Origin of the sequence: Arthrobacter sp. USHLN218, from assembly GCF_037144715.1 — a bacterium.
Classification (GTDB): domain Bacteria; phylum Actinomycetota; class Actinomycetes; order Actinomycetales; family Micrococcaceae; genus Crystallibacter.
The window spans coordinates 1-13,252 of the sequence record NZ_JBBCYT010000009.1; the positions used below are offsets into that span (position 1 = coordinate 1).

At 69.0% G+C, this 13,252-nt stretch carries 9 protein-coding genes and 1 pseudogene; 6 read left to right on the plus strand and 4 right to left on the minus strand.

The window, feature by feature from the left end; all coding sequences use genetic code 11:
• Together WFH44_RS18180 and WFH44_RS18185 are read left to right on the plus strand one after the other, a co-directional pair.
• Nucleotides 1–283 (plus strand): annotated as a pseudogene (locus WFH44_RS18180) (3,4-dihydroxyphenylacetate 2,3-dioxygenase); the annotation flags it as partial.
• A 256-nt stretch (nt 284–539) separates the two neighbouring features.
• The gene (locus tag WFH44_RS18185; RefSeq protein ID WP_336715600.1) at nt 540–1,832 is read left to right on the plus strand and encodes a GAF domain-containing sensor histidine kinase; all 1,293 of its coding nucleotides are present in this window, start codon (nt 540–542) and stop codon (nt 1,830–1,832) included.
• Between the two features lie 17 nt (nt 1,833–1,849).
• On the opposite strand, the gene WFH44_RS18190 is transcribed toward WFH44_RS18185, so the two are convergent.
• The 3 genes from WFH44_RS18190 to WFH44_RS18200 form a co-directional block, all read right to left on the minus strand.
• A complete protein-coding gene (locus tag WFH44_RS18190; protein ID WP_336715602.1) occupies nt 1,850–2,746 on the minus strand; it encodes a dihydrodipicolinate synthase family protein in 897 nt (298 codons plus the stop codon).
• Between the two features lie 40 nt (nt 2,747–2,786).
• The gene (locus tag WFH44_RS18195; protein WP_336715604.1) at nt 2,787–5,165 is read right to left on the minus strand and encodes a transketolase-like TK C-terminal-containing protein; all 2,379 of its coding nucleotides are present in this window, start codon (nt 5,163–5,165) and stop codon (nt 2,787–2,789) included.
• An 88-nt stretch (nt 5,166–5,253) separates the two neighbouring features.
• On the minus strand, nt 5,254–6,276 hold the full coding sequence (locus WFH44_RS18200; RefSeq protein WP_336715606.1) for a 1-aminocyclopropane-1-carboxylate deaminase: 1,023 nt from the start codon (nt 6,274–6,276) through the stop codon (nt 5,254–5,256).
• 129 nt (nt 6,277–6,405) lie between these two features.
• Here WFH44_RS18200 and WFH44_RS18205 point away from each other — a divergent pair, with 129 nt between their 5' ends.
• Nucleotides 6,406–7,395 (plus strand): Lrp/AsnC family transcriptional regulator, encoded by a 990-nt coding sequence (locus WFH44_RS18205; RefSeq protein ID WP_336715608.1) that lies wholly within the window; start codon nt 6,406–6,408, stop codon nt 7,393–7,395.
• Between the two features lie 87 nt (nt 7,396–7,482).
• Here WFH44_RS18205 and WFH44_RS18210 read toward each other — a convergent pair whose 3' ends face one another.
• The gene (locus WFH44_RS18210; RefSeq protein ID WP_336715610.1) at nt 7,483–9,057 is read right to left on the minus strand and encodes an AbgT family transporter; all 1,575 of its coding nucleotides are present in this window, start codon (nt 9,055–9,057) and stop codon (nt 7,483–7,485) included.
• A 261-nt stretch (nt 9,058–9,318) separates the two neighbouring features.
• Here WFH44_RS18210 and WFH44_RS18215 point away from each other — a divergent pair, with 261 nt between their 5' ends.
• From WFH44_RS18215 to WFH44_RS18225, 3 genes are all read left to right on the plus strand, one after another.
• Nucleotides 9,319–10,752, plus strand: coding sequence for an amidase (locus tag WFH44_RS18215; RefSeq protein ID WP_336715612.1), 1,434 nt, complete (start codon nt 9,319–9,321; stop codon nt 10,750–10,752).
• 78 nt (nt 10,753–10,830) lie between these two features.
• Entirely contained in the window at nt 10,831–11,931 is a 1,101-nt protein-coding gene (locus tag WFH44_RS18220) for a D-TA family PLP-dependent enzyme (protein WP_336715614.1), read from the plus strand.
• Between the two features lie 37 nt (nt 11,932–11,968).
• Complete coding sequence (locus WFH44_RS18225) at nt 11,969–13,168, plus strand: M20 family metallopeptidase (protein ID WP_336715616.1); 1,200 nt, start codon at nt 11,969–11,971, stop codon at nt 13,166–13,168.
• Nucleotides 13,169–13,252: the final 84 nt, after the last annotated feature.

Below are 13,252 nucleotides of genomic sequence, written 5' to 3' on the forward strand. Positions count from 1 at the left end.
CTACTACACCGGCGACCCGGACAACCCCGTCATCACCTGGGACGTCCACGACAACCAGCGCCGCGACTGGTGGGGCAACCCCGTCGTCCCCTCCTGGTACACCGAGGCATCGCTGGTCCTCGACCTGGACGGCAACCCGCAGGAAGTCCTCAAGCGCGAAGACACCTCCGAAATGGAGGTGACCATCGGCGCCGACGGGTTCTCCTACACCCGCGCGGACGATGAGTCCGGCTCCTACCGCGGCGAAGCGGCCAAGGGCTTCAAGCTCGGCAACCTGGTCTGATCCCGGACTTGGGGCCCGGCGCTCCGGGTCACCCGGACCCAAACGGTGACAAGTACGACGGCGGCACCCACCGCCGTCGTACTTGCCCTCAAATGCATGGCGCGGCTCGGGTAGGCTCGTTGCAGCGGCAGTGATGAGACGATTCAGCAGTCTGCCGGGCACGGCGCATCCCCATCGAGCGCAGGGAGCCGCCGAGCCATCCCGGGGGATCTTCGAGCCGGGCTTGTGTACCTGGCGCTGAAGAGAGGGTGGGGGCATGTCGTCCGGTCCGGATGTATCGAGCATGGTCCGTGCGGGCGGTGTCCTGCGGGATGCGGAGTCGACGGGGACTGACCGGTTCGAGCAGGAGCGGCTGCCGTGGATGGTGGCCTACGGGCTGCCCGCCGGCTGGACGGGCAGGGCCCGCAGTGCGGGGGAGCCCGTGGGGGCGCGCGTGGTTCCGGTGGACCAGCTCAACCGGCTGGCCCGCACGGCGGCGACGGTCTGCGGCGCGCCGTTCGCGGTGGTGAACGTGATCACCGCCGACGAGCAGCACCAGATCGCCGCCCACGGGCTGGAGCCGGGGATCTGCTCGCGCGAGGACTCGATGTGCGCGCAGGTCTTCCGTTCGGGTACGACGACGGTGGTTCCGGACGCGTCCGAGGACGCACGGTTCCGCGGCAACCCGTTCGTCACGGGAATCCTGGGCGATGTGCGCTTCTACGTCTCGGTGCCGCTGGTCGCCGAGGTGGCCCTCGGGTCGCTGTGCGTTTTCTCCCCGTATCCCGCCACCTTGAAACCGAAGGACCAGGCCGTCCTCGAGAGCCTGGCGGAGCACGTGGCGGACGTGCTCCAGCTGCAGTTCCGCGGCCGCCAGCTCGACGCCGCGCTGGCCGAGGCGGCGCTGTCGAACGAGCGGCTCAAGACGTTTGCCGGCGAGATCAGCCACGACCTGCGCACGCCCCTGACCACGGTCCTCGGGCATCTCGAAATAGCCGAGGACCAGACCGATGACGAACGGGTCGCGGGCAATCTCCGCAAGGCAAGCAGCGCGGGCAAGCGCATGCTCGCCACGCTGGAGGAGCTGCTGGAGTATTCGACGACGGACCAGCGGATCGAGGTCCGGCAGCTGGACCTGCAGGCTCTGACCGGCGAGGTCACTGCGGACATCCGCGGACTGGTCTCGCAGTCCGGTGCGCGGATCACCAGCTCCGGCGGCAGTGTGCGCGGGGATGAAGCCCAGCTGCGGGCCCTGGTGCAGAACCTGCTGGTCAACGCCATTCGCTACTGCCCTGCCGGCAGGGCGCCGCGGATACGGGTCGAGGCGGTTATCGAACCCGGGATGAGCGGAATCGTCGTCCACGACAACGGCGTGGGCATTCCCGCCGCCGACCGGGCCCGGGTGCTGGCGCCGCTCGGCCGGCTCAACCGCGCCGGCGAGCCGCAGGGAACCGGCCTTGGCCTGGCCATCTGCGCGCGCGTGGCCGAGGCCCACGGCGGGACGATCACCATCGGCGATTCTCCCGACGGCGGTGCCGCCATCACCGCGTCCTGGCCGGTTCGGTCCTAGCGGCAGGCAGCCGCCAGCTAGCGGTCGAGCCCCAGTTCGCTGATGACACCCAGCACGCTGGCACGCTGCTGCTCGTCCAATCCCAGGATGGGCAGCGGCAGGCAGGCCTTGGGGGCAAGCCCCAGCTGCTCGGCGATGGCGGCGATGACGCGCAGGCTTCCGCCGTACTCGGCGAACAGCCGCCATAGTGGAGCAAGCCGTTCGGACTCGGCCAGCGCGTCGGCGGTCCGCCCCTCCTGGGCTGCGCGCGTGATCCGCAGGGCCGGTTCGGGCAGGGTGCCGCCGATGACCGAGTACCAGGCGTCGCAGCCGGCGGCCAGGCCGGCGGCAGCCTTCGCATCGCCGGACACACCGACCGTCACGTGCGCGGGGATGACCGAGCGGATCTCCCGGATCCGCTCCCGCGCCTGTTCCGGATCGTCCAGAACGCCGGGGATCTTGATCGAGGCAATACCTGGAAGCTCGGCGATGCGGCCGTACAGTTCGGTGCTGAACGCGAAGTGCGTGGTGCCCGGGTTGTCGTAGACAATGACGGGCAGCGACGACTGCGCCGTGACCGTCCGGAAGAGCTCGAACACGTCGTCGTCGGTCAGCGGCTGGTAGGTCATCGGGGCCAGCAGGAGGCCCGAGGCTCCGGCCTGTTCCGCCTGCTCCGCGTTGGCGAGGACCTGCGAGGTCCGCAGCGCCCCGATCCCGACGAACACGGGGACATCACCGGCGTTTTCGACGGCGAGGCGTGCCACCCGGCGTCGTTCCTCACCCGTCAGGTAGGCGTAGGAGCCGGTGGAACCCAACGCGGTAATCGAATCGACCTTCGCGTCGGCGAGCCGCCGGACCAGGCGGGCAAAGGCGTCCTCGTCGACCGCGTCGTTGGCGAGCGGGGTGAGCGGGAAAGCGCTGAGGCCGGTAAACACTGTCGCAACTCCTCAAGGTCGTATCGTGCCAGCCTATGCGTCAGAGGCCGGTCAGGTCCGCCGCCGCGCGCACGATCGAATCGACGTCGATGCCGTGGATCTTGTACGCGTCCTCCAGGCTGCTGGACTGACCGAACTCCGTGACCCCGAGGTTGCGGATGCGGTCTCCGCGGACGCCGGCGAGGAAGGCCAGGGTGTGCGGGTGGCCGTCCATGACCGTGACGATTGGCGCCCGCTGCTCCGCCGGGAACAGCGCGTCGACGATGGCCGTGCGCTGGCTGCCGGCGGTGCTGTGCCGGTCCTGCAGCGAGCGGAAGACCAGGTCGGGGCTGGTCAGGCAGACGACGCCGGCCCGTACGCCGAGCGATTCCAGCCGGGCAGCCGACTCGAGGACTTCGGGCATCACCGCGCCGACCCCAACCAAGGTGACCTGTTCGGTGCCGGGCTCGTGCTGGACGATCCGGTAGCCGCCGGCGACGGCGTGCTCGCGCCGGCGTTCACGAAGCGCCGGGTCCTGGGGCAGCCGGGCCAGGGCCTGATCCACCGGTCGGGTGGAGAGCCGGAAATAGGCGGAACTGCCGCCCGGGCGGCCGATCTGGTTCATCGCCGTGAGCATGCACCACTCGAGGTCCTGGGCGAAGGCCGGCTCCCAGGCCACCGTTCCGGGCTGCTCAAGACCGATGGAGGGCGTGTTGATGGACTGGTGGGCGCCGCCTTCGGGGGCGAGGGTGACGCCGGAGGGCGTGCCGACCAGGATGGACTGGCCGCCGGCGTAGATCCCGTAGGACCAGGGCTCCAGGGCGCGGTTGACGAACGGGTCGTACAGGGTCGCGATCGGGATCAGCGGCTGGCCCCACCGGCTCCAGGTCGCCCCGAGTTCGCCGGCCAGGCAGACCAGGTTGACCTCGGCGATGCCGAGCTCGATGTGCTGGCCCTGCGCTCCTTCGGTCCACTTCAGCAGGCGCTCGACGTCGTCCGCGAACCAGTCGCGGCGCTCGCCGACGGCCCACACGCCGGTCTTGTTGATCCACCCGCCGAGGTTGGTCGAGGACGCAACGTCCGGGCTGAGCGTGACCACCCGCGAGGCGGCCTCGGGCGCGCCGCGCAGCAGGTCGGAGAGGAACCGGCCGAGCGCCGCCTGCGTCGACCCGGTCGCCTTGTAGGACCAGGGAAGTTCCGCCGGCAGCTGCGGCGCGGGCCGATCGGCGACGGCGGGGCGCTTCAGCCGTGCGGCGGCGTGCCGGCACGCTTCGGCCTCCTCGCTGCCCGCTTCGAAACGCTGCCACGGGTGCTCCAGCTCCATGCCGGACAGCTGGGCGAGCTCGCGCATCTGGGCTTCGGTCAGCTGCGCGGCGTGGTTGTTGGGATGCCCCTCGGTCGCCAGGCCGCGGCCCTTGACCGTGTAGGCGAAGATGACGGTGGGCCGGCTGGAATCCACCTGCTTGTAGGTGTCCAGCAGCAGCCCGATGTCGTGGCCGCCCAGGTCGCGGATGGCGGCGGCGAGGTCGAGCGGGGGCACGCCGTCGAGAAGCTCGGCCAGCTGGGGATCAGGGTTCGCGCCGAGCAGGCGCTCGTGCAGCTGGTCCGGGTGGCTGCGCAGCAGCCGCTGGTATTCCTCGTTCGGCATGTCCTCGAGCCGGCGCCGCAGTTCTTCTCCGCCGCGCGCGGCGAACAGCTGCTCGATCCGGCGGCCCCACTTGCACGTGAGGACCTGCCAGTCCGCGGCGGCGAACATGCCCTGCAGCCGCTGGATCTGGACGTCGGGGATGATCCGGTCCAGGGACTGCCGGTTCAGGTCGACGATCCAGAGCAGCTCGCCGAGCTGGCGAACGGCGGGGTCCGTGACGGCCTCCCAGACGGCGCCCTCGTCCAGTTCCGCGTCGCCGAGCAGGCTGATGAATCGGCCGCCCTTGGGGATGTCGGGGAACTGGTCGCGCAGGTAGCGGTGGGAGAGCGCGGCCCAGGCGGGGGCGGTGGCGCCGATACCGACGCTGCCGGTGGAGAAGTCGACGGTATCCGGATCCTTGGTCCGGCTGGGATAGCTCTGCAGCCCGCCCTTCTCGCGCAGCCGGGACATGTAGGACTCGTCCAGCTCGCCCAGCAGGTAGTTGATGGAGTGCAGCACCGGGGACGCGTGCGGCTTGACCGAGACGCGGTCCTCCCGGGTCAGCTCCGAGAACCAGAGCGAGGTCATGATGCCGGCCATCGAGGCGCTGGAGGCCTGGTGCCCGCCGGCCTTCACGCCGGAGGCGTTGGGCCGTCCCCGGTTGGCGGCGTCGATCATCGCCGTGGACAGCCAGAGGACCCGCTGCGCGATTGAGTCGAGGACGTCGTCGTCCAGGCTGGCGGCGGCCGAGAGCGGGCGCCCATTGACCGAGGGTGAATCTCCGGCGTCCGCGGACACGGCCGTTTCTGTCATGGTGCTGTCCTTTCAGGTCGGGGAGTACGACGGCGGTGCGCACCTGGGCGGGAAACGTGCGGAAGGCGCGCCCCGCCGTCGTTATGGCCTAGGAGCGGAACAGGCCGCTGTAGGCGTTGAGGGCCGGCTGGCCACCGAGGTGGGCGTAGAGGACGTTGCTGTCGGCCGGGATTTCCTTGCTGCTGACCAGGTCGATCAGGCCGGCCAGGGACTTGCCCTCGTAGACCGGGTCGGTGATCATCGCTTCCAGCGAGGCGCCCAGCCGCATGGCCTCCAGGGTGGAGTCGACGGGGATGCCGTAGAGGTCGCCGGCCCAGCCTTCGAGGACGGTAATCTCGTCCTCGCGCAGGTCGCGCTCGAGGCCGATCAGCTTGGCGGTGTCCCGGGCGATCCGGCCGACCTGGTCGTGGGTCTTGGCCAGGGTGGCGGAGGCGTCGATGCCGATGACGCGGCGGGGCCGGCCGCCTTCGTCCTCGAGCGCGGCGAACCCGGCGATCATGCCGGCGTGGGTGGAACCGGTGACGGTGCAGACCACGATGGTGTCGAAGAAGACCCCGAACTCCTCCTCCTGCTGGCGGACCTCGTAGGCCCAGTTGGCGAAGCCGAGTCCGCCGAACTTGTGCTCGGATGCGCCGGCGGGGATGGGGTAGGGCTTGCCTCCGGCGGCCTCGACCTCGGCGAGGGCGTCCTTCCAGGAGTCGCGGATGCCGATGTCGAAGCCGGCGGCGTCCAGGCGGACGTCGGCGCCCATCAGGCGGGAGAGCAGGATGTTGCCGACGCGGTCATTCAGCGGGTCCGGCCAGTCCACCCAGCTTTCCTGCACCAGGCGGGCCTTCAGGCCCAGCTTGGCGGCGACGGCGGCGACCTGGCGGGTGTGGTTCGACTGGAAGCCGCCGATCGACACGATGGTGTCGGCGCCCTCGGCGAGGATGTCCGGCACGATGTATTCGAGCTTGCGGGTCTTGTTGCCGCCGAACGCCAGGCCGGAGTTGACGTCCTCACGCTTCGCCCAGACCTGGGCCCCGCCCAGATGCTGCGTCAGCCGCGGCAGGTGATGGATCGGGCTGGGCCCGAAGGTCAGCGGGTAACGCTCGAAATCTGTGATGGCCATGGGAGATCCTGTCTATGGAACTGCGGCTGAGGGTTCTGGTATGCAATATATTGCACATCGCGGAAGCGGCCTGTCAACCACTTCCGCGTAGACTTTTCGACGATCGGGACCGTGTATGGAGGTGTGCCAATGAGCCACGACAATGAGGAATTCGACCTCTTGAGCTGCCGCATCACGGCGGCCCTCCAGGCATACCCCCGGGCGTCCTGGTCGCGGATCGCGACGGTGCTGGGCGAGGCGGAGCGGACGGTGACGCGGCGCGGCAGGGAACTGCTGGAATCCGGCGACGTGCGGGTGGTCGGCGTCATCGGGGCTTCCGGAGTCGCGATCCTGCGCGCCCGCTGCCTGGTTGGCATGACGCGTTCGGTGGCCGCGGGCCTGGCCCGGCGGGACGACACAGTGTTCGTGTACGCCACCTCCGGCGAGGAAGACTGCGTCGCCGAGCTGCAGGTGGATGACGCGCACCTCGCCGACCTGGTGCTCGACGACCTGCCGAGCGTGGCAGGGATCCGGGAACTGCGCATCGATCCGATTACGCGGCTCTACCGTTCGGTGCGGGAGTGGCGGCCCGGCATCCTTACCGCGGCGCAGCTCGGTGCCCTGGCCCGCTCCCGCCAGGACGTGTACCAGCCTGACGGGAGCGGCGGCTCGGAGATTCCCGACGTGCACCGGGCGATCCTTCGCATCCTGGCTAACGACGCGCGCACTCCGACGTCGGAAATCGGGCGAATGGTGGGGATCTCCGAGAATACCGTCCGCCGCCATCTGGAGAGCCTCGAGGCCAACCACCAGTCGAGACTGCGTGTGGTGGTGGAGCCCTCCCTGCTGGGTTTCAAGGCCGAGGCCATGGCCTGGGTCAAGGTCGCGCCCGCACGGCACGATGAACTGGTCGAGGCACTGCTCAAGCATTCCGAGGTCCGCTACGCGGCGGCCCTGGGAGGAACGAACAGCGTGCTCGTCAACCTGGCCTGCACGGACCGCCTGGCCCTGCACCAGATGGTCACCCGGTCGGAATGGTCGGCATTGGCCGATTCGGTTTCGGTGACGCCCATCCTGAAGGCCACCAAGCGCAGCGGCAGCCGCCTGGGTGCCATGGCTCCGGCCTCCTACCTCTATTAAGCAGCTTCCATTAGGTAGCTTCCCGGACGGAGCGCCCCTGGGGGCGCTCCGTCCGGGAAGCAGCCCGGTGCCTGGATGCGTCGGGCGCTAGCGGATGGGAACCCCCGGGCCCAGGGGCAGGCCCAGGAAATACCAGACGCTGAACAGGGCCGCCCACACCACGAGCATGCCGAAGGCCAGCGGAATGGTGAAGGAGGCCAGCGTGCCGATGCCGGCGTCCTTGCGGTAGCCCTGGATGAAGCCGAGCGCCACGACGAAGTACGCAGACATCGGGGTGACGGCGTTGGTGCAGGAGTCGGCGATCCGGTAGACGGCCTGGGTGGTTTCGGGGTTGATTCCCACGTACATCAGCATCGGCACGAGGATCGGGGCCAGCAGCGACCACATGGCCGATCCGCTCGTGACGAGGATGTTCATGAGCGAGATCAGGATCAGCATCAGCCCGAACACCACCAGGGGGTGGATGCCGCCTGTCTGCAGCAGGTGCGCACCATTGACGGCGATGACGCTGCCGATGCCGGTCCACTTGAAGTACGCCAGGAACTGGGAGATGGCGAAGAACAGGACGAGGATCGGCGTCAGGGTCTTCAGCCCGGCGGCCATGGCGTGCGGGATGTCCGCGGCCCGGCGCAGGCTGCCGGTGGTGCGGCCGTAGACCCAGCCGGTCAGGACGAACCCCAGCGCGATGAAGAAGGCGATGTTCTGCAGCACCACGGAGCGGATCAGGTCGCCGTCCTCGCCGCGCAGCGGGGAGTCGGCCGGCAGGAGGGCGGCCACCACGGCGGCGGCGAACACGGCCAGGGCGATGCCGGCGCGGCGCAGGCCCCGCTTCTCTTCCGGTGCCAGGGCCAAGGCCAAATCCGTGTCGTCGTCATTGGTGCCCGCGTCGGGCTCCAGGTTCGCCCGCTTCTTCATCACCAGTTCGACGACCAGGGTGATGAAGACGGACAGCACGACGGACGAGGCCAGGCTGAAGAAGTAGTTGGCCACCGGCGTCACCGTGTAGCCCGGATCGACAATCTGGGCGGCCGAGGTGGTCAGCGATGAGATGATCGCGTCGCTGGGGGTGATGAGGGGCGACGCGTTGTAGCCGCCGGAGATCGAGATGAAGGCCACCATGATGCCCAGCACGGGGCTCCTGCCGGCGGCCTTGAAAGCCATGGCGGCCAGCGGCAGGACCACGACGAAGGCCGCGTCGAACATGACGTGGGACATCATGCCCGCGAATGCCACGGCGAAGGTGACCCACTTGGCGGGAAGGCGCACCACCGTGACGCGCAGCAGGGACTTGAGCAGGCCCGACTGCTCCGCCACGGCGACCCCGAGGATGATCGTGACGATGATCGGCAAAGGGGCGAAGCCGGCGAAGTTCTCGAGGGCAGTGCCGAAGATCATGGCGACGCCCTCGCCGCTCAGCAGGCTCTTCACCGCTGCCGTCTCGCCCGAATCGGGGAGCACGACGCTCGTCCCTGCCGCTGCAAGCACGGCGCTGACGACCGCCAGTACCGCGGCCAGGATCCAGAAGAGCAGGAACGGATGGGGAAGCTTGTTGCCCACATACTCGATCCCGGACAGCACCTTGAAGAAGGGCCTTAACCCCCTGGGCAGCTCATCAACGGTGGCCGTCGCTGAGGCTGACGGATCGTGAAGGCGACTGGACATGGGCGCTCCTTCGGCATGGTCTTCAACGGTAAGTGACCTACGGCACATTCGCGTGGTGTTGTTCCTACTTAAGCCGGTCCATGTTTCCGGCGCATTGCCTGTTACGGCTTTTCGCTCCGATTGCGCCAATCGGCCACGAAACGGGCGGAAATGCTCAATCAGCGCGTTGCCCTAGTTCCGGTTCTCGGGCGCAGGGCAAGCTGGGGACAGGGCGCCGCAACGGCGCCGGTCCCCACATGCCGGACCTGAACGAGGAGATCCATGAACAGCGATATCCAGGCTTTGTCCCTACGCCAACTGGCGGGCGGGATCCGCCGGCGGGACATATCGGCACGCGAGGCCCTCGAGTCCCACCTGGCACGGATCGAGGAAGTCAATCCGGTCATCAACGCGATCGTGACGCTGGATGCGGAAACCGCATGGCGGCGCGCGGAGGAGGCCGACGAACGGCTGGCGTCCGGATCGGAAGCGGGCCCGCTGCATGGGGTGCCGATGACGCACAAGGACAACCACCTGACCAAGGGGCTCAGGACCACGCTCGGTTCGCCGATCCTGGCGGACAACGTCCCCCAGGAGGACAGCCTGATCATCCGGCGGCTCAAGAATGCGGGAGTCAACACCACCGGCAAGTCCAACGTCCCGGAGTTCGCGGCCGGTTCGCACACCTTCAATCCGCTCTTTGGCACCACCACCAACCCCTACGATCCGACGCGAAGCGCCGGCGGCAGCAGCGGCGGAGCCGCGGCGGCCATCGCCGCGTCCATCCAGGCCGCCGGCGACGGTTCGGACATGGGCGGGTCGCTGCGGACCCCGGGATCCTTCTGCAACCTCGTGGGCTACCGGCCGTCCCTCGGGCGCATTCCGATGCTACCCGCCAAGAATCCGTGGGCCTGGATCTCGCGCCAGGGCGTGCTGGCCCATGATGTCGAAGACGTCCGCTACCTGATGCGCGTCCTGGCCGGGCCGGACGGAGCCAGCCCCTCCTCGGTGGCCCTTGACGGCTCCTACGACTCGGAGGCACCCGGCAAGCTGGACGGGCTGCGGATCGGCTGGACCGCCGACTTCGGCCTCGGCGTGCCGGTGGAGCGTGAAGTGCTCGAGGTGCTGGCTCCGAGCCTCAGCGTCTTCGAGGAGCTCGGAGCGCGCGTGGAGGTTGCCTGCCCGGATCTCTCCGACGCGGACGAGGTCTTCCAAACCACCCGCGCCTTCGACTTCGCGACCAGCTACGGCCACCTCCTGGCGGAACACCGTCACCAGATGAAGCACGCCGTGCAGTGGAACGTGGGCAAGGGGATGGACCTCACCGCCCAGGACTTCATCGATGCCAACTCCGCGCGGGCAAGGCTGGCGGCGGCCGTGCGGGACTATTTCTCGCGCTACGACGTCCTGCTGGCGCCGGCGGTCCAGGTCCTGCCGTTCGATGCCGAACTGGAGTACCCGGCCAGCATCGAGGGGGTTCCGATGGATACCTACCTGGACTGGATGCGCGCGGCCTGCCTCATCTCCGCGACCGGCCTGCCGACCCTGTCCATCCCGGGAGGCTTCACCCCGTCCGGCCTGCCGGTGGGACTCCAGATCATCACCGCGGACCAGGCCGACCAGTTGCTGCTGCGCGTGGCCCACGCCTTCGAGGACGCCACGGGCTTCCACCGACGGAAACCGCGGTTGGAAGTTCCGGTAGCGTCCACGAAGTAAGGCGCCGCCCCCGAACCAGCGCAAACGGGGCGGAGCTGTCATTCTGGGTTACACGAACTGCCCGGAGGAAGGTCATTGATGCACGCAATTCCAGACGAGATCCAAACGCCGGAAATCGTGATCGACAGGGAAGTGCTTGAGCGGAACATCGCACGGATGGCGGAGACGGCCGGCGCCAAGGGGCTTCAATTGCGGCCGCACGCCAAGACCCACAAGATTCCGGAAATCGCGGCCCTGCAGCTGGCCGCAGGGGCGGTGGGGCTGACAGTCGCCACCATCGGCGAGGCCGAAGTCTTCGTCGAGCGCGGGGTCGATGACATCTTCATCGCCTACCCGCTCTGGCTCGGCGAGCGGCAGGCGGAGCGCCTCGCCCGGCTCAGCACCCGGGCCCGCATCGCGGTCGGAACCGACTCGGTCGAAGCGGTCGAAAACATGGCAAGACACCTCGGCAGCGCCGCGGGCGGGATCGAGGTTCTGGTGGAGATCGACAGCGGCCACCACCGCAGCGGCGTCGGCCCCGGCCGGGCCGTGGAAATCGCCCGGGCAGCGGCGGCCGCCGGGCTTCGCGTCACGGGCGTCTTCACCTTCCCCGGCCACGGCTATGCGCCCGGCATGCCCGTCGAGGCGGCGGAGCAGGAGGAACGCGCCCTCCGCGAAGCGGCCAAACTCCTGGCGGAAGCGGGCTTCGAGATCAGCCGGGCTAGCGGCGGTTCGACCCCGACCGCCGCGCTGACCGGAGCCACCTCGGCCACGGAAATGCGCCCGGGCGTGTATGTCTTCGGCGACGCCCAGCAGTTCGAACTTCAGCGCTGCGCCTTGGAGGATATCGCCCTGACCATCGCGGCCACAGTGGTCAGCCGGCATGAAGGAGATCGCGCCACACCCCGCAGGGTGGTCCTCGACGCGGGCAGCAAGATCATCGGCGGCGACCGGCCGGCCTGGGCCACCGGCTTCGGGAGGCTGATGGATCATCCGGAAGCCCGCATCACGGCGCTGTCCGAACACCACGCCACCGTGGTCTGGCCCGATGACCAAGAGCTTCCGGCCCTCGGAACCAGGCTGCGGGTGATTCCCAACCATGTCTGCGTGGCGGTCAACCTCGTTGACACCGTCGCCGTGGTCAGCAGCGGCCACGTCGTCGACCGTTGGGACGTCGCTGCCCGGGGAAAGAACAGCTAGGCCGCGCAGCCACTGCCTACTAATAAGGAGACCCATCGTGCCATCCCTGCTCGAAGCGGCGCAGCGCAGCCGCGAGTCCATGCTGGACGACATCGTCAGCCTCGTCGAAACCGAGACCTACAGCGCCGACCTTCCCGCGCTGGAGCTGGGACTGGCCCGGCTTCGCGGGCTGGGTGTCGGCCACCTAGGAGAACCCGAGGGAGAGGTAACGGACGACGGCGGCGACTACGGCAGCGTGCTGCGCATGACTTACCGCGGGACGGGTCCGGGGCACGTCCTGATCATCGGGCACTACGACACGGTCTGGCCGACCGGCACCCTCGCCGGCTGGCCGGTCACCCGCCGGGCCGACACCAGCGGCCGCGAAACGGTCAGCGGGCCGGGCATCTTCGACATGAAAACCGGCCTGGTGCAGGGAATCTGGGCCCTGAAGCTCCTGCGCGAGCAGGGTCTCGAACACCCGACCGTCACCTATTTGTTCAACGGCGACGAGGAGCCCGGTTCACGGGCCTCCCGTCCCTTCATCGAAGCCGCCGCCGCCGAGGCGGACGCGGTGCTGGTCCTCGAGCCCACGCAGGACGGTGCGGTCAAGACGGGCCGAAAGGGCATCGGGATCTTCACGGCCACCGTCACCGGGGTGGAGGCCCATGCGGGGCTTAATCCGACGGCGGGTGCCAGCGCCATCCACGCCCTGGCCGAGTTCATCACGGCGGCCACGCGCATCCAGGATCTCTCCCGGGGCACCTCGATCAACGTCGGCCTGGTCAGGGGAGGCACGGCAACCAACGTCTCGGCCGGCCTGGCCGTCGCCGAGATCGACATCCGGATCGAGTCCGTTGAGGAAATGCAGCGCGTGGACCGGGAATTCGACGCCGTCCGGCTCAGCGACCCGCGGGTGTCGGTCAAGATCGACCACTACTGGAACCGGCCGCCCATGACGCTGACGGAAGCCAGCGCCGGGCTCCTCGAGGTTGTCCGCAGCGCCGCCCTGGAGCAGGGCCGGGAGCTGGATACCGCCTCGGTGGGCGGGGGCAGCGACGCCAACTTCGTCTCCGCCCTCGGCATCCCCGTCCTGTGCGGCCTGGGCGCGGTGGGCGACGGCGCGCACGCCCGGAACGAGTACATCTACCCGGACGCGATCCCGGCCTGCACGGCCATCACCGCCGCCACCCTGCAGCGGCTGGCCAGCGGACTGCCCGCCGCGATCCAACCGGCATCCGGAACGCCTTCGGCTTAGCCGGCCGGATCACTGCAAGCCCGATGTAAAACGCCGGCGGCGGAAGCGAAAGTGCTTCCGCCGCCGGCGTTCGTAGCGACCTCG

Excerpts from the sequence above, each read along its gene's own strand:
- WFH44_RS18215 (WP_336715612.1), top strand. The coding sequence starts at position 9,319 with ATGAACAGCGATATCCAGGCTTTGTCCCTACGCCAACTGGCGGGCGGG.
- WFH44_RS18205 (WP_336715608.1), top strand. The coding sequence starts at position 6,406 with ATGAGCCACGACAATGAGGAATTCGACCTCTTGAGCTGCCGCATCACG.
- WFH44_RS18220 (WP_336715614.1), top strand. The coding sequence starts at position 10,831 with ATGCACGCAATTCCAGACGAGATCCAAACGCCGGAAATCGTGATCGAC.
- WFH44_RS18210 (WP_336715610.1), bottom strand. The coding sequence starts at position 9,057 with ATGTCCAGTCGCCTTCACGATCCGTCAGCCTCAGCGACGGCCACCGTT.
- WFH44_RS18185 (WP_336715600.1), top strand. The coding sequence starts at position 540 with ATGTCGTCCGGTCCGGATGTATCGAGCATGGTCCGTGCGGGCGGTGTC.
- WFH44_RS18200 (WP_336715606.1), bottom strand. The coding sequence starts at position 6,276 with ATGGCCATCACAGATTTCGAGCGTTACCCGCTGACCTTCGGGCCCAGC.
- WFH44_RS18195 (WP_336715604.1), bottom strand. The coding sequence starts at position 5,165 with ATGACAGAAACGGCCGTGTCCGCGGACGCCGGAGATTCACCCTCGGTC.